This is a genomic window from Phenylobacterium sp., from assembly GCF_031412415.1.
Taxonomy (GTDB): domain Bacteria; phylum Pseudomonadota; class Alphaproteobacteria; order Caulobacterales; family Caulobacteraceae; genus Phenylobacterium.
In genome coordinates this window covers 1-15,663 of sequence record NZ_JANOCX010000212.1, presented here as the reverse complement: position 1 = coordinate 15,663, position 15,663 = coordinate 1, and the positions used below count along the sequence as shown (strand labels likewise).

At 67.5% G+C, this 15,663-nt stretch carries 17 protein-coding genes; 13 read left to right on the top strand and 4 right to left on the bottom strand.

The genetic code is table 11. The annotated features are described in order from the left end of the window. The coding region (locus tag RMO04_RS10435; RefSeq protein WP_309644718.1) for a serine hydrolase domain-containing protein at positions 1-818 on the top strand (818 nt) is incomplete at its 5' end. Here RMO04_RS10435 and folE read toward each other — a convergent pair. Next, complete coding sequence (gene folE / locus RMO04_RS10430; RefSeq protein ID WP_309644717.1) at positions 815-1,444, bottom strand: GTP cyclohydrolase I FolE; 630 nt, start codon at positions 1,442-1,444, stop codon at positions 815-817. The genes RMO04_RS10435 and folE overlap by 4 nt on opposite strands. Before the next feature lie 188 nt (positions 1,445-1,632). Between folE and cysS the strand changes: the two genes are divergently transcribed. Genes cysS through RMO04_RS10395 form a run of 7 tightly spaced genes read left to right on the top strand, consistent with a single transcriptional unit; the run spans position 1,633 to position 8,181 of the window. Beyond that, positions 1,633-3,072, top strand: a complete 1,440-nt coding sequence (gene cysS / locus RMO04_RS10425) for a cysteine--tRNA ligase (RefSeq protein WP_309644716.1) — start codon at positions 1,633-1,635, stop codon at positions 3,070-3,072. Continuing rightward, a complete protein-coding gene (locus RMO04_RS10420; RefSeq protein ID WP_309644715.1) occupies positions 3,072-3,629 on the top strand; it encodes an SRPBCC domain-containing protein in 558 nt (185 codons plus the stop codon). Before cysS ends, RMO04_RS10420 begins: the two co-directional genes overlap by 1 nt. Beyond that, positions 3,626-4,075 carry an iron-sulfur cluster assembly scaffold protein gene (locus RMO04_RS10415; protein WP_309644719.1) on the top strand — a complete coding sequence of 150 codons (450 nt, stop codon included), beginning with the start codon at positions 3,626-3,628 and terminating at the stop codon, positions 4,073-4,075. Before RMO04_RS10420 ends, RMO04_RS10415 begins: the two co-directional genes overlap by 4 nt. Positions 4,076-4,131: 56 nt before the next feature. Next, complete coding sequence (yidD, locus tag RMO04_RS10410; RefSeq protein ID WP_309644714.1) at positions 4,132-4,413, top strand: membrane protein insertion efficiency factor YidD; 282 nt, start codon at positions 4,132-4,134, stop codon at positions 4,411-4,413. Continuing rightward, on the top strand, positions 4,410-6,392 hold the full coding sequence (gene thrS, locus RMO04_RS10405) for a threonine--tRNA ligase (RefSeq protein ID WP_309644713.1): 1,983 nt from the start codon (positions 4,410-4,412) through the stop codon (positions 6,390-6,392). Before yidD ends, thrS begins: the two co-directional genes overlap by 4 nt. After that, positions 6,389-7,327 carry a glycosyltransferase family 2 protein gene (locus RMO04_RS10400; protein ID WP_309644712.1) on the top strand — a complete coding sequence of 313 codons (939 nt, stop codon included), beginning with the start codon at positions 6,389-6,391 and terminating at the stop codon, positions 7,325-7,327. Before thrS ends, RMO04_RS10400 begins: the two co-directional genes overlap by 4 nt. A gap of 26 nt (positions 7,328-7,353) precedes the next feature. Further along, positions 7,354-8,181, top strand: a complete 828-nt coding sequence (locus RMO04_RS10395; protein ID WP_309644711.1) for a class I SAM-dependent methyltransferase — start codon at positions 7,354-7,356, stop codon at positions 8,179-8,181. On the opposite strand, the gene RMO04_RS10390 is transcribed toward RMO04_RS10395, so the two are convergent. Next, positions 8,178-9,080 (bottom strand): hydroxymethylglutaryl-CoA lyase, encoded by a 903-nt coding sequence (locus RMO04_RS10390; RefSeq protein WP_309644710.1) that lies wholly within the window; start codon positions 9,078-9,080, stop codon positions 8,178-8,180. The genes RMO04_RS10395 and RMO04_RS10390 overlap by 4 nt on opposite strands. Further along, positions 9,077-10,750 (bottom strand): glycosyltransferase family 39 protein, encoded by a 1,674-nt coding sequence (locus RMO04_RS10385; protein WP_309644709.1) that lies wholly within the window; start codon positions 10,748-10,750, stop codon positions 9,077-9,079. The genes RMO04_RS10390 and RMO04_RS10385 overlap by 4 nt, the downstream gene beginning before the upstream one ends. A gap of 55 nt (positions 10,751-10,805) precedes the next feature. Between RMO04_RS10385 and RMO04_RS10380 the strand changes: the two genes are divergently transcribed. Together RMO04_RS10380 and RMO04_RS10375 are read left to right on the top strand one after the other, a co-directional pair. Further along, complete coding sequence (locus RMO04_RS10380) at positions 10,806-11,534, top strand: glycosyltransferase family 2 protein (RefSeq protein ID WP_309644708.1); 729 nt, start codon at positions 10,806-10,808, stop codon at positions 11,532-11,534. Between the two features lie 67 nt (positions 11,535-11,601). Continuing rightward, positions 11,602-12,030, top strand: a complete 429-nt coding sequence (locus tag RMO04_RS10375) for a hypothetical protein (protein WP_309644707.1) — start codon at positions 11,602-11,604, stop codon at positions 12,028-12,030. On the opposite strand, the gene RMO04_RS10370 is transcribed toward RMO04_RS10375, so the two are convergent. Continuing rightward, positions 12,027-13,583 (bottom strand): aldehyde dehydrogenase family protein, encoded by a 1,557-nt coding sequence (locus RMO04_RS10370; protein WP_405041489.1) that lies wholly within the window; start codon positions 13,581-13,583, stop codon positions 12,027-12,029. The genes RMO04_RS10375 and RMO04_RS10370 overlap by 4 nt on opposite strands. On the opposite strand from RMO04_RS10370, the gene RMO04_RS10365 reads away from it, so the two are divergent. The 3 genes from RMO04_RS10365 to RMO04_RS10355 all read left to right on the top strand — a co-directional run bounded on the left by RMO04_RS10365 (position 13,470) and on the right by RMO04_RS10355 (position 15,489). After that, a complete protein-coding gene (locus tag RMO04_RS10365; RefSeq protein ID WP_309644705.1) occupies positions 13,470-13,700 on the top strand; it encodes a hypothetical protein in 231 nt (76 codons plus the stop codon). The genes RMO04_RS10370 and RMO04_RS10365 overlap by 114 nt on opposite strands. Before the next feature lie 86 nt (positions 13,701-13,786). Beyond that, positions 13,787-14,218: an Lrp/AsnC family transcriptional regulator gene (locus tag RMO04_RS10360; RefSeq protein ID WP_309644704.1), complete on the top strand. Its 432-nt coding sequence runs from the start codon at positions 13,787-13,789 to the stop codon at positions 14,216-14,218. Between the two features lie 209 nt (positions 14,219-14,427). Beyond that, positions 14,428-15,489 carry a membrane dipeptidase gene (locus tag RMO04_RS10355; RefSeq protein ID WP_309644703.1) on the top strand — a complete coding sequence of 354 codons (1,062 nt, stop codon included), beginning with the start codon at positions 14,428-14,430 and terminating at the stop codon, positions 15,487-15,489. The last annotated feature ends 174 nt before the right edge of the window (positions 15,490-15,663 follow it).

Here is a 15,663-nt window from a genome sequence, read left to right as displayed (position 1 = left end):
ATGCGGCCACGGCGATCCTGCAGATGGTCGAGGAGGGCAAGCTCAGCCTGGAGGCGACCCTGGACCGCTGGGCGCCCGAGACCCCCAACGCCGCGTGGATCACTGTGGAGGACCTGTTGGGCCACACCGGCGGGATCTACAGCTTCCAGAGCGACCCGGGCCTGCGCGCCCAGCCGGGGTACAAGCCGCCCGAGCAATTGCTGGCGGCGGCGAACGCGCAGCCGGCGGCTTTTTGCCCCGGCCTGGCCTGGAGCTACAGCAACACCGGCTATGTGCATCTCGGCCGCATCATCGAGGCGGTGGACGCCAAGCCCTATCATGACGCCCTGCGCGGCCGAATCGTCGAACGGCTGGAGCTGCGCGAGACCGACATCCTCGCGCCACGCCAGGTTCTGGCCGGCATGGCGCCTCTGGCCCCGCCTGGAGCGACCAGCGAGAATGATGACGATGTGACCACGCCCTTCGCCGCTGCTGGCGTGGCCGCGTCAGCCGGCGACGTCGTGAAATTCTGGCGGGCGCTGCTGTCGAACCGCCTGCACGGGGCGCAGGTCACCCAGCGCCGATTCCAGCGGCTCTATCCAATGCTGGGGGTCCGGCCGGCCTACTATGGCCTGGGGGTGATGGTCAGCGACCTGGCCGACAGCGACCCGCGCGCCACCGACACCTGGCTGGGCCACGCGGGCGGCCTGCCGGGCGCCTCGGCGGTGGTGGGCTATTCCCTGGAAACTCAGGCCTTCGTGGCCGTGGCCCTCACCGGCGAAGGTTCGCCCGAGGCCACGGCCAATCTGCTGCTCTCGACGCTTCCGAAGAAGGCCTAGCGGTTCACGAAGTCCAGGAACCGCTGGCGCAAGGTGGCGTCGGTCTTGAACACGCCCGTGAACTGGGTGGTGATCGTCGTCACGTGGCGGTGGTGGACGCCGCGGGTGGTCATGCACTGGTGAGCCGCGTCGATCAGCACGGCGACGCCGGCGGGGCGCAGGCTGTCGGTGATGGCGTCGGCGATCTGCTGGGTCATGGTCTCCTGGGTCTGGAGACGGCGGGCGAAGATTTCGACCACCTTGGCCAGCTTGGAGATGCCCACCACCCGGTTCGTCGGCATGTAGGCCACGTAGGCCTTGCCCAGGAACGGGGCCATGTGGTGCTCGCAGTGGCTCTCCACCTCGATCTCGCGCAGCATGACGATGTCGTCATAGCCCTGCACGTCCTCGAAGGTGCGCGAGAGTTCCTTGGCGGGATCGAGGTTGTAGCCCTCGAACCATTCGCCATAGGCGTCGACCACCCGCTTGGGCGTGTCGATCACGCCTTCGCGGCGCGGATCGTCGCCGGCCCACGCGATGAGCGTGCGCACAGCCTCCATAGCCTCTTCGCGCGTCGGGCGCTTCACGGCTTCAAGATCAAGATCGGCTCGCCCGATCAGGGTTCGGTCGCGGCTTGGAGCGTCCATGTGAGAGCGGTTCTTTCCGGGGCCTGAGTTGCGCCGGGGCGATGGCCCCGGAAATGACGCGTGTCACCCATCTACGGACAGTCAAGCTTCACGGACGCAACCGTGGCCTACCGCCGTGCCGATCTGTATATGGGGCCAAGGCCAAGTCCGGCAACCGTTACCCAGCGTCACTTTTTCAAAAGCACCCGATGACCCTCGCTCTCTACGACACCATGACCCGCGAAAAGCGGGCCTTCGTCCCCAAGGATCCCAGCCGGGTGACGATGTATGTGTGCGGGCCGACGGTCTACAACTACGCCCACATCGGCAACGCCCGGCCGGTGGTGGTGTTCGACGTCCTGTTCCGTCTGCTGCGCCATCTCTATGGCGAGGACAGCGTGATCTACGCGGCCAACGTCACCGACGTGGACGACAAGATCAACAAGAAGGCCGCCGACGAGGGCGTGCCGATCGACGTGATCACCCAGCGCTATCTGGACATCTACAACGCCGACATGGCGGTGCTGGGCGCCCTGCGGCCGACCGAGCAGCCGCGCGCCACCCAGACCATGGACGCCATCGTCGCCATGATCGGTCGCCTGGTGGACAACAAGTCGGCCTACGCCGCCGAGGGCCATGTGCTGTTCAACACCCAGACCTTTGCCGACTACGGCAAGCTCTCGCGCCAGCCGATGGACGACATGATCGCCGGCGCCCGGGTCGACGTAGCGCCCTACAAGCAGCACCCCGCCGACTTCGTGCTGTGGAAGCCCAGCAAGGAGAACGAGCCGGTCTGGGAGAGTCCCTGGGGCGCGGGCCGTCCGGGCTGGCATATCGAGTGCTCCGCCATGATCGAGCAGAGCCTGGGCCTGCCCATCGACATCCATGGCGGCGGCATCGACCTGCTATTCCCCCACCATGAGAACGAGATGGCCCAGGGCCTCTGCGCCGGTCACGACCACAGCGTCGGCTACGCCAACTACTGGATGCACAACGGCTTCCTGAACTTCGGCGACGAGAAGATGTCCAAGAGCCTGGGCAATGTGGTCCTGGTCCACGACCTGGTGAAGCAGGCGCCGGGCGAGGCCCTGCGCTGGGCGCTGCTGGTCGGCCACTACCGCGCGCCGCTGGAATGGACCGGCGAGCTGATCGAGCAGTCGAAGAAGGCCCTGGACCGGCTCTATGGCGCCGTCCAGGACGCCAACCGCTTCCTGGGCGACACGGCGACTGCGCCGGAAGCCAAGGGCTATGACGCCGGCGTCAATCCCGACACCGAGCGGTTCATGGCCGCCCTGAACGACGACCTCAACACGCCGGCCGCCTTCGCCGCGCTGTTCGAGCTGGCCGACCGCCTGCGCCTGGCTATCCGCGACGGCGCGGAGGGCGAGGCGCGCTATCACCGCCTGGTCCTGCTGGAGGCCGCCAACCTGATCGGCTTCCTGGCCGGCGATCCCGAGGCCTGGTTCCAGGGCGGCGTCGACGAAGGCATAAAGGATCGCATCGACGGTCTGATCGCCCAGCGCATCGAAGCCCGCGCCGCGAAAGACTGGGCCGCCGCCGACCGCATCCGTGACGAACTCACCGCGTTGAATGTAGAGGTGATGGACGGGCCGACGGGGGCGACCTGGCGGATCAAGGAGCAGGCCTGATGCCTGGACTGAATCAGAACCGACCCAAGACTTTCACCCCGGCGGCGGGGTTCACGTTCAACGTGGCGCCCAAGGCCTCAGGGCCAAGCGGCGTGCGGGTGGAGCATCGGATCGGGGTGAATGCGCCGGCCGATGTGATCTGGGACCTGATCTACAATCTCGAGGGCTGGGCCGACTGGAACCCGCTCTATGTGAAGGCCGAGGGTCAGGTGCGGATCGGGTCCGAGCTTACCCTGACCATGGTGCTGGAAGATGAGCCGCCGCAGGTGATCAAGCCGGTGGTCCTGGAATGGGTGCCCAACGACCAGCTCCACTGGAAGCTGAAGATGATGGGCGGGCTGGTGAACAACACCCGGTTCATCGAGATCGAGATCCTGGATGCGGCGAGCTGCATCGTCTCCAACGGCGAGCTGTTCGGCGGGCTGCTGGGGCCGCGGGTGGTCAAGAAGGTGGGCCGCAAGGTGCACAACGGCTTCAAAGCCATGAACGAGGCGCTGAAGGCGCGGTCCGAGGCCGCATGGCGCGCGGCCGGCGGGACGCCTACATCCAGCTCATGATCGACGACCTCTATTCGGCCAAGCTGCTGAAGCTGGCGGCCAACCTGCCGCACGCCGGGCGGCTGGCCGCGCCGGACGCCAGCTCGGAGAAAATCGCCAAGCTGTGCGGCAGCCGGGTCGTGGTCGATGTTGTGGTCGAAGACGACGTGGTCAGCGAATTCGCCCAGGATGTGAAGGCCTGCGCGCTGGGCCAGGCCTCGGCCTCGGTGCTGGGCGCCAACGTGATTGGCGCGAGCCTTGAGGAGCTGGAGTTGGCCCGCGAGGGCTTTCGCGCTATGCTCAAGGACGGCGGACCTCCGCCCGCAGGACGCTTTTCGGATCTCTCAATGCTCGCCCCGGTGAAGGACTATCCCGCCCGACATGCCTCGACGCTGCTGGCGTTCGAGGCGGTGGTCGACGCTGTCCGCAAGGCGACCGCGCGAACTAGCCGCGCCGGCGCGGCTTGATCCCCGATCTAGCTCGGCGTAATCGCTGCGATTGAATCGCAAGTCCGCGAGCCGGCATGACCCTTTATGAAACCTGCGTCAAAGGCGCGCTTCGCGCCTACAAGCTGACGCTCTCGCCCCTGATCGGGCGCCAATGCCGGTTTCTTCCGACCTGTTCGGAATATGCGGCGGACGCCCTGATCGGTCACGGTCCCTGGCGCGGCTCATGGCTCGCGGCCCGGAGACTGTGTCGCTGCAATCCCTGGGGAGGTTCGGGCTATGACCCGGTCCCCCAACCGCGTGGCAAGGCCCCCAAAGGACCAGGGTCGGCGGCGCGGAACTGGATATGTGAATCATGATCGACCTGATTTTCCCCGACGGCTCCAAACGCCAATACGACGATGGCGCCACGGGCCGTGACGTCGCCGCCTCCATCGCAAAGTCGCTGGAGAAGCGCGCCCTGCTGATCAAGCTGGATGGCGCGCTCTACGATCTGGATAGGCCGCTGCCCGCGGGCGGCGCCTTCGAGATCCTGACGCGCGACAGCGCCGAGGCCCTCGACACCATCCGCCACGACGCCAGCCACGTGATGGCGCAGGCGGTGCAGGAGCTGTTCCCCGGCACGCAAGTGACCATCGGCCCGGCGATCGATGACGGCTTCTACTACGACTTCGCCCGCGACACGCCGTTCAGCCTGGACGATCTGGCGACGATCGAGCAGCGCATGAAGGAGATCGTCGACCGCGACGAGAAGATCGTGCGCGAAGTCTGGGACCGCGACGAGGCGATCGCCCACTTCAAGGAGATCGGCGAGGCCTACAAGGCCGAGATCATCTCCGACCTGCCGGTCGGCGAGGAGATCAGCGTCTATCGCCAGGGCCAGTGGAAGGACCTGTGCCTGGGTCCGCACCTGCCCTCGACCAAGCACGTGGGCAAGGCCTTCAAGCTGACGAAGCTGGCCGGCGCCTATTGGCGGGGCGATCACCGTAACGCCCAGCTCCAGCGCATCTACGGGACGGCCTGGGCCAACGAGGCCGACCTGGAGGCCTACCTCCATCGTCTGGAGGAAGCCGAGAAGCGTGACCACCGCAAGATCGGCCGGGCGATGGACCTCTTCCACCTGCAGGAAGAGGCCAAGGGCATGATCTTCTGGCACCCCAAGGGCTGGACGCTCTACCGCACGGTGGAGGCCTATATGCGCCGCCGGTTGGACGTCGACGGCTATGTGGAGGTTAAGGCGCCGCAGATCATGGACCGCGCCCTGTGGGAGAAGTCCGGACACTGGGAAAAGTTCGGCGCGAACATGTTCACGTGCGAAACGACGGAAGGCGAAGAGCTGGCCGTTAAACCGATGAACTGTCCGGGACACGTGCAGATTTTCAACTTCGGCCAGAAATCCTATCGCGACCTGCCGCTGCGCATGGCGGAGTTCGGCGCGTGCCACCGGTTCGAGCCGTCGGGCGCCCTGCACGGGATCATGCGGCTGCGCGCCTTCACCCAGGACGACGCCCACATTTTCTGCCGCGAGGACCAGATCGAGGAGGAGACGACGAAGTTCGTGCGCCTGCTGAACTCGATCTATGCCGACTTCGGCCTGGAACTGCATAGCGTGAAGCTGGCCCTGCGGCCCGACCTGCGCGCGGGCACGGACGAGGTGTGGGACATCGCCGAGGACAAGCTGGACCGCGCCGCCCGCCAGGCGGTGAACATGCAGGTCGAGCATCTTCCCGGCGAAGGGGCGTTCTACGGCCCGAAGCTCGAGTTCCACCTGAGCGACGCCATCGGTCGGACGTGGCAGTGCGGCACCCTGCAACTCGACTTCGTGCTGCCCGAGCGGCTGGAGGCGGAATATATCGCCGAGGACGGCTCCAAGCAGCGGCCGGTCATGCTGCATCGGGCCATCTGCGGCTCCATGGAACGCTTCATCGGCGTGGTGATCGAGAACTACGCCGGGTCGTTCCCTCTGTGGCTGGCGCCGACCCAGGTCGTGGTCGCCACAATTACGTCGGACGCGAATGATTACGCCTTAGAGGTCGCTCATGCGTTGAAGGCGGCAGGGCTGCGCGTGGAGACCGACCTGAAGAACGAGAAGATCAACTACAAGGTGCGCGAGCACAGCCTGGCCAAGACCCCGGTCATCGCCGTGGTCGGCCGGCGTGAGGCCGAAGAAGGCAAGGTGGCGTTGCGGCGCCTTGGTTCGGACGGACAGCAGATTCTGAGCCTGACCGAGGCTGTGAAGATGCTTGCCATGGAAGCCGACGCGCCTGATGTTGCTCGTTACGCCATGGGTCAGACCGCTGCGGGTCGCGGCGCGGTCGGGGCCGGGGAGGCTGGATGAACGGCATCGCCGCACCGATCGTCGCCTACGAACCCTCGCCGACGCAGGACTTCCTGAAGCCCCGCCGCAAGGTTTCGGTGGTGATGGTCGTCTACATGACCGGCGAGGCGCTCGAGCAAAGCCTGCATTGCGTCCTGGCCGATCCGCTCGTGGACGAACTCGTCGTCGTGGACAACGGCTCGACCCGGACCGAGGCCGCCCGCCTCAAGGGTCTGGCCGAGCGCGACGGCCGGGTTCGCCTGGTGGTCGGTCACGGCAATGTCGGCTTCGCCCGCGGCGCCAATCTTGGCGCGAGCAAGGCGCACGGCGACGTGCTGGTCTTCCTCAATCCCGACGCCTTCCTGCAGCCGGGCGCCATCGCCGAGCTAGTTCGCGCCATCGAGGGTCGGCCCGCGCCCTGCATCGTGGGCGGCCGGGTGCTGAACGCCGATCGCACCGAACAGCGCGGCGCGCGGCGCGGCGACATCACGCCGATGAGCGCCCTGCTCAGCCTCTCGCACCTGGCCCAGCATGTTCCGGCCTGGCGGCGCTATGAGGTGCATTGGGAGAACGACACGGCCCCGGACGCGGTGGCCGCCGTCCCCACCATTTCCGGCGCCTGCTTCTGCATGCGCCGCGAGGACTTCAACGCCCTCGATGGGTTCGACGAAGGCTATTTCCTGCATGTCGAGGATGTCGACCTATGCTGGCGCGTGCGTCAGGCGGGCGGCGACGTGCTGTTCCAGCCCAAGGCCGAGGTGATTCATCTGGGTCACACAAGTCACGCCAGCCCCGTGCGGGTCGAGTTCCACAAGGGCGTCGGCCTGGCGCGCTACTTCCGCAAGCGCGCCGAGAACCTGGGCGAGCGGATCGCGGCCTGGCTGCTGTCGCCGCTGATCGTCTGCACGGCGGTGGCGCGGCCGGTGATGTGGCGCTTCCGCGGCCGCGCGGCCTGACGGCCCGCGTCGTGGGCCTCTAGCTCATGGCGACCTCTGTCCTTCGCAGGCTGGCGAACCTCGCGCCCGGCGGCTTTCGCCGTTCGGTGGCCGGGGCCTTCCTGGATGTGAAGACCCTGCCGCTGCGCCTGCGCGATCCCAGCCGGCGCGGCGAGCCGCTGCACATGCTGCACAATGTCGGCGGCGGCGATTATCGCGAGGTCGGCGAGCACACCCTGCGGATCCTGCGCGATCACGCGGACCTGACCGCCCAGGACCAGGTTCTGGACATCGGTTGCGGGACCGGGCGCGCCGCCGGGCCGTTGGCTCATTTTCTGGGCCCCGGCGGCGGGCGCTATCTGGGCTTCGACGTGTCCAGGGTGGGCGTGGCGATGTGCCAGCGGCACTTCCGGCGCGAGGCCTGCGTCGCCTTCGTGCATCTCGACGTCTGGAACGGCGACTACAATCCCACGGGCCGGGTCGCCGAGGCCGACGTGCGGTTCCCGGCCGACGACGCCAGCATCGACGTGGCCTTCGCCATGTCGGTCTTCACCCACATGCGGTTGGCCGGCGTCCGCAGCTATCTCGCCGAGGCGGGACGTGTGCTGAGGCCCGGTGGGCGGTTGGCCTTCACCGCGTTCACGCTCAACGACGGCCGTAGCAGCCCCGGGCTGTTCGACTTCACGCCGTTCGAGACTGATTCCGGTGTGTTCGATCCGCAGGCGCCGGAACGTTCCATCGGCCACGGCAAGGCCGCGCTGAGCGTCGCCATCGAAGCGGCGGGGCTGCGGGTGCGTCGGGTCTATCAAGGCCGCTGGCGTGCACCGTCGGACTATGACGGGACCCAGGACCTCTGGGTGGCCGAGAAGGTCTAGGCGGGGAAAACTCCCGCGCGGCTGACCGACGCGGCGGGCGGCTTGCCTAGAATTCCCGACATCCACTTGGCGGTCTCGATCAGCTTACCGATGTCGTAGCCAGTCTCGAAGCCGGCGCGCTCCAGCATATAGACCAGGTCTTCGGTGCCGATATTGCCGGTGGCTTCCGGCGCGAACGGGCAACCGCCCAGGCCGCCGCAACTGGCGTCGAGGATCGTCACGCCCGCCTCGACCCCGGCATAGGCGTTGGCCAGGCCGGTGTTGCGGGTGTCATGGAAATGCAGACGCAGGGGTATGTCGCCGGTCACCTGGCGCACCGCCTCGACGCGCGCGCGCACCATCCAGGGGTCGGCCACGCCGATCGTGTCGGCCAGCGCGATCTCGGCGACCTGGGCTGCGGCGGCCTCGCGAGCCAGGGCCACGACCTGATCCTGCGAAACCTCCCCGTCGAACGGGCAACCGAAGGCGGTGGAGAAGGTGACCGAGATCGGCGGACCCCCCTCGGCGGCCCTGCGCTGGGCGATGGCGTGCATGGCCGCGATCTGTTCGGCGACGTTGGCGCCTTGATTTCGGATTCCGAAGCCGTCGGAGGAGCAGACCACCACATTGGCCTCGTCGCAGCCGCCGGCCACCGCTCGCTCCCAGCCGCGCATGTTCAGCACCAGCCCGATGCGGGAGAGACCCGCGGCGGGGGCCATGCCGGCCATAACTTCCTCGGCGCCGGCCATCTGGGGCACGCGCTTGGGATTGACGAAGGACACCACCTCCATCCGCTTGGCGCCGGCGGCGTCCAAGCGGGCGATGAAGTCCAGCTTCTGGTCGGTGTCGAGCACCGTCTTTTCGTTCTGAAGGCCGTCGCGAGGGCCGACCTCGACGATCTGGATGAAGCGGCTGCTCATGGGCTCACAGATGGGACGGGGGCGTAGAGGCGCAAGGTGGTCTCGTCGCCGTTGGAATAGTCCAGGCCCTCGATCCTGGCGATCTCTCGGGCGCGCACCCGGCGGGCCACGATCTCGGCCTCGAAGGCGGCCTGCTCGCGGCCCTCGATCACCGCCGGGCGTTGTTCCTCCAGGGCGTCGACGGCCTCGCGCACGCCGCCAAGGTCCGTGGGGGTGCCGAGCGCGAAGACCAGGCTGGGTTCGGCGTAGCCGGCGACGGCCACCGGCGCCGGGGCGATGCCCTGTCGTGGCAGCAGGCGGGCGTCGGAGAGCGCGCGCTCGGTGCGGGCCGAGAGCCACAGCGGCGCCAGGCCGGGGGCGAAGGCGGCGGCGAAGACGCCGTGGCCAAGCACGGTGAGCACGCCCGCCGCGGCGACGGCGCGCGAGGTCTTGCCGCGCCACAGCAGGTAGGCGCCGGCCAAGCCCGCGCCGCCCAGCAACAGGGCCGTGGGCACGGCCGCCGGCAGGTCCCGGGCGTCGCCGTAGAGGACCAGCAGATAGATCACCCCGGCCGCCAGGACGCCGCCCGCCAGGATCGACAGGGCCACGCCAGCCCAGCGGACAATCGGCCCCAGCGGCGCGCGCATGACCGCCAGCGCCATCAGCCAGGTCAGGGCGCCGTAGGTGGGCAGGGTGTAGTGCACCAGCTTGGTGGGCGTCGCCTCGAACACGATCCAGGCGGGGACCAGCCAGCACAGCGCGAAGCGCACCCCCGGCTCGTCGCGATGACGCCAGCCCAGCACCAGGGCGGCGGGCAGCAGCAGGGCGCCGGGGAAGATCAGGAACGGGGCCAGGAGGGTGTGATAGCCGGGCGGCGCGCCGTGGCTTTCCTGGCCGCCCACCAGCTTTGGCGCGAAGTCCGCGCCGAAGGCGGTGGTCCAGAAGGTCCCGTCGGTCGCCACCGTCACCGCCCCGGCCCAGGGTCCCACGACGGCGGCCAGGATGATCAGGCCCCAGACCCATCCCAGGTCCTTCAGCCAGCGCCACCTGCGGTCCCAGGCGCTAAGCGCCAGGGCGGTCAGGACCACCACCATCAGGCCGACGGGCCCCTTGACCAGGATCGAGGCCGAGAGGCCCAGCCAGAACAGCAGCCGGGTCAGGCGTCCCGCCCGGCCCCCCTCGCGACTGGCGGCATAGATCCGCGCCAGGGCGGCCATGGCCAGCGTCGTGGTTCCGGCCAGCACCGCGTCGGTCTTGGCGATGAAGGCCTCGGTGGAGAGCAGGAAGGTCGCGCCAAGCAGGGCGCCGGCCAGCAGGCCTGTCGGACCGCCGAAGAAGACCGCCGCGCCCCAGGCGCAGGCCGCCGCCGCCAACATGGCGCCCAACAAGGAGGGCAGGCGATAGGCCCAGATCTCGCGATCCTCGGCCTGGGAGAACAACGCCACGCTGCCGGCCTGTAGCCAGTGGATGCCGACGGGCTTCTTGAAGCGCGGCTCGTCCTGGAAGCGGATGACGATGAATTCGCCGGTCTCAAGCATCTGGGCCGTGGCCTGGGCGAATCGGCTCTCGTCGCGATCCAGCGGCGGCATGGTGAAGACGCCGGGCAGGCCGGCCAGGAAGGCGACCAGGGCGGCGATGGCGGGACCCCGCCAGCCGCGGCCATACCTCTCAAGGACCGCTTCGAGACTCATGGCCGCGTTGATAGCACGATCCTTTCGCGCGCCGACTTTTCCGCTATGGAGAGACATGGCCGACATCAAGCCCGACATTTCCGTCGTCGTCCCTGTCTTCGACGAGGAGGGCGCGGCGCCCGAGCTCGCTCGCGAGATCGCCCAGGCCTTCGCGGGCCGCAGCTTCGAGATCGTCTTCGTCGACGATCGCAGCCGCGACGCGACCCGCGCGGCGCTGATGGCGCTGAAGCCCTCCATCCCGCAGCTCCGGGTCCTGACCCACACCGCCAATTCCGGCCAGAGCCGTTCGATTCGCACCGGGATCCTGGCGGCGCGGGGCGACATCATCCTGACCCTGGACGGCGACGGACAGAACGATCCGGCCGACGGCCCAAAGCTGGTGGACGCCCTGCTGGCCGGTCCCGCCGAGCTGGTGATGGTGGGCGGGGAGCGGGTCAAGCGCCAGGACAGCCAGGCCAAGAAGATCGCCTCGAAGTTCGGCAACGGGGTGCGCAAGGCGCTGCTCAAGGACACGGCCAACGACACCGGCTGCGGGCTGAAGGCCTTCCGACGCGAGGCCTTCCTGCGACTTCCCTATTTCGACCACATCCACCGCTACCTGCCCGCGCTGATGATGCGCGAGGGCTATCAGGTCGACTTCCGGCCGGTGAACCATCGCCACCGCCAGACAGGGGTGTCGAAATACACCAACCTCGGCCGGCTCTGGGCCTCTCTGTCGGACCTGCTGGGCGTCATCTGGCTCCAGTCGCGGGCGCGCCTGCCGGGCGCGGTGGAGGAGCTTTAGCCTCCGGCTTGCCGCGACCGGCGAAACAGCGGAATTTCATGGCTGTCCCAATCGGGGGGGATGCCAAATGTTCGCCGCCTTGCCGCTGCTGCTCCTGCCGGTGCTCGCCTACAATCTGATCGCGCTGACCTTGGCGGGCGGGTTCAATTCGGTTGAGGCCAGCATCCGCCTGACCGAACCCCTGTTCGGCATCGCCATGACCTCGAAGGTCGAATGGCCGGTGAACCTGGGCGACATCTTGATGGCGGCGGGCCTGATCGTGCTGTTCATCGAACTGCTGAAATCCACCACCAGCCGGCGCACCGCCATCGTCAACCACGCGCTCTCGATGCTGCTGTTCGTCGCCTGCTTGGTGGAGTTCCTGTTGGCCCCGGCCTTCGCGACCTCGACCTTCTTCCTGCTGACCCTGATGGTGCTGCTGGACGTCCTGGCGGGGTTCATCGTCACCATCGTCACGGCCCGCCGCGACGTCGGCTTCGGGAACGATCAGGTTTAGAGGGCGAACTCCACGCCCTGGGCCAGGGGCAGGTCGGCGCCGTAGTTCGTGGTCTGGGTTTGGCGGCGCATGTAGGCCTTCCAGGCGTCGGACCCCGACTTGCGCCCGCCGCCGGTTTCCTTTTCGCCGCCAAACGCTCCGCCTATCTCCGCTCCGGAGGTGCCGAGGTTCACGTTGGCGATGCCGGTATCCGATCCCACCGCGCAGGTGAACAGCTCAGCCTCTCGCAGGTCGTTGGTGAAGATCGAGGCCGACAAGCCCTGGGGCGCGGCGTTGTTGCGGGCGATGGCGTCGTCCAGATCGCGATAGGTCATGACGAACAGGATCGGCGCGAAGGTCTCGGTCATGACATTGGCGTCCGGCGCGTGGAGCTCGACGAGGGCCGGGCGGACGTAGAACGCGTCCGGATACTCGGTCGACAGGACCCGCTCACCGCCGTGAACCTGGGCGCCGTGTTCCCGGGCCTCGGCCAGGGCGGTCTGCATGGCGCGATAGGCGGTTTCGTCGATCAAGGGACCCACCAGGGTTTCGGGCTCGAAGGGGTCGCCGACGGGCAGGGAGGCGTAGGCGCGCTTCAGGCGGCCGACCAACTCGTCACGAAGCGACTCATGGACGAACAGCCGGCGCGTCGTGGTGCAACGCTGGCCCGCCGTTCCGGCCGCGCCGAAGACGATGGCGCGCAGGGCCAAGTCCAGGTTCGCGCTGGGTGCGACAATCACGGCGTTGTTCCCGCCCAACTCGAGGATCGCGCGGCCGAATCGCGCGGCTACCCGGGGCGCCAGCTCGCGCCCCATGCGGGTGCTGCCCGTTGCGCTGATCACCGTCAGGCGCCGATCGTCGGCCATGGTCTCGCCGGCCGCCCGGTCGCCGATGATCACCTCGACCAGGCCGTCCGGCGCCTCATCGAAGTCCCGCGCCACCTGATCGAACAGCGCCTTGCAGGCGACCGCCGTCAGCGGGGTCTTTTCCGACGGCTTCCAGACCACGCTGTCGCCGCAGACCAGGGCCAGGGCCGCGTTCCAGGCCCAGACCGCCACCGGGAAGTTGAAGGCGCTGATCACCCCCACCGGCCCCGCGGGATGCCAGGTCTCGGACATCCGATGGCTGGGCCGCTCCGACGCGATGGTCAGGCCGTGGAGCTGGCGCGACAGGCCAACGGCGAAGTCGCAGATGTCGATCATCTCCTGGACCTCGCCCAGGGCTTCGCTGGTCACCTTGCCGCACTCCAGGGTGACCAGTTGCGCCAGATCAGCCTTGGCCTCGCGCAGGCTCTCGCCGAACCGGCGAACCAGCTCGCCACGCCGGGGGGCGGGGACCCGGCGCCAGACCGCGAAGGCTGCGGCCGACGCGGTCAGCTTGGCCTCGATCTCATCCGGTGCGTCGCTCTGCAGCCGGGCCAGCAGCGAGCCGTCGACAGGGCTTATCACGGCCAAGTCGCCATGCGGAAGGTCGCCGAAAAACGCCTCGACCGCCGCCGACCGCGCGGCTGGCTTTACGAAATCGGTTCTGACGGAGGCGGAATCGGGAAGGGTCTTGAACGCGCCGAAGGACATGAACTGAGCGATCCGGAATTCGACGCCAGCGGCGTCCTGCTTATCAGATTGCTTCTACATACGGCATTGAGCTTTGCAAATTGCAAATTTCTTGATCAAATCGTCAGAACCGCTTGATGACGATTTTCCGTCCTGGAAATTGCGGACTAGAACTTTGCAACGCGTCGGGGCGGCGCGGACCACCAAGGGATACGAGACTCCGCATGACGACTCTCACCAAGCGCGAGCAAGAGCTTTTGCAGCTTCTTCGCGAGGACGCGCGCAAGAGCGTCACCGACCTAGCGCGCGAGCTGGGCGTGAGCCGTCCTACGCTTCAGAACATGATGAAGAAGCTCGAGGAAGTGGCGATCAGCCGATACACGGTCGACCTCAAGCCGACCTTCGCCAACGCCCCGATCCGCGCCTATGTGCTGCTCAACCGCGAGCCCCGGAAGTCGGTGGATATCCTCGAGGTCATCAAGCAGTTCCCCACAGTGAAGTTCGTTTGTACCGTCACGGGGGAGTTCGACGTGATCGTGGAGTTGGAGGCCGGCCAGTACGAGGACCTCGAGGCCATACTGCACGGGATCGAACTGATCGACGGCGTCTCCCGCACCCAGACCTACATGGTGCTGTCCGAGAACTTCTCCCAGTAGGACAAGGCCTTGCGCCCTCGCCGTGCTGGAGCGGTGACAGCGACCCTTCCATATTGTCAGGCTACAGCCACCAAAATTTTACATTTCTGCATAGAACCCTTGCCAAAAGCGAAAGTCGGCGTTCTATTATGTAAAGGAAGGCGGGGCATTCGCGTTACAGTTTGCCGTCGCCGATAGGGAGGGCGTGCGCCTTTCCATTGGGGGGCGCGATGACGACGCGAAGGGCTTTGCTTGGCGCTGCGACGGTGGGGATGGTCCTGGCGACCGCCTCCCGCGGCTGGTCGGCGACCGAGCCGGCCGTTGTCTTCGACGCCCTGGGCGAGATGCGGACGGTCTACACGCCCGCCCTGCTGGACCAGATCCTCGCCACCGGCACCCGCGCCATCGGCGTCACGATCACCGACCCCAAGGTGGAGGCCGCCAAGTCGCTCGCCCAGACCCACGCCGACCTCGACGTGTACGACCGCTATTACGATGCTCACCCGACCTACTTCATCCGGGCCAAGGCCGCCGCCGACGTTGATCGCGCCGCGGCCGAGCGGAAGATCGCCGTCTTCTATAACCTGCAGAACTCGACCCCGGTCGAGGCCGACTTCGCCGCCATCGCCGCCTTGCGCGAGCGCGGCGTGGCCAGCATCCAGCTGACCTACAACGACCTCAACCGCTCGGGCGCTGGCTGCTTCGTCGAAGCCGATCCCGGCCTGACGCCGTTCGGCCACGACCTGATCGCGCGGCTGGAGCAGGATCGGGTCCTGCTGGACCTTTCCCATGCCGGGATGACCACCATGGCCGGCGCCATCGCCGCTTCGAAGCGGCCGCCGATCATCTCCCACACCGCCTGCAAGGCCCTTTGGAACCACCGCCGCAACACCACAGACGAGAACCTGCGCGCCACCGCGCAGAAAGGCGGCCTGGTGGGCATGACCCAGATCCGGACCTTCCTGACCAGCGCCAAGACCGACAACCGGCATTTCTACTTCGACCACATCGATCATGCGGTGAAGGTCGCCGGGATCGACCATGTCTGCATCGGCAGCGATCGCGACCACCGGGTCATTCCGGACACGGAGGAGGAGCTGCGCATCCTGCTCCAGGAGGAAGGCTCGCAGATCAAGCCGGACGACTGGCCCCTGTACCTGCAGGGGATGAACGGCCCGCGCCGCATGGACGTCGTCCGCGACGACCTTCGCAAGCGCGGCTACAGCCAGGCGCAGATCGACAAGCTGATGGGCACCAACGTGCGGCGGCTCTATCGCGACGTGGTCGGATGAGATGACGCGCGCGTATCAAGTATTGGGAGGGATTTCGATGAACGGACTGAAGCTGGCCCTGGCGAGCGTCACGGTCGCCGTGGCGATGCTGGCGGCGGGAACGGCGGGCGCCCAGCCGGCGCCGGCCGGCTCGACCTACCAGGGCAAGGACCTGTTCGGCCAGCCCATGTACAC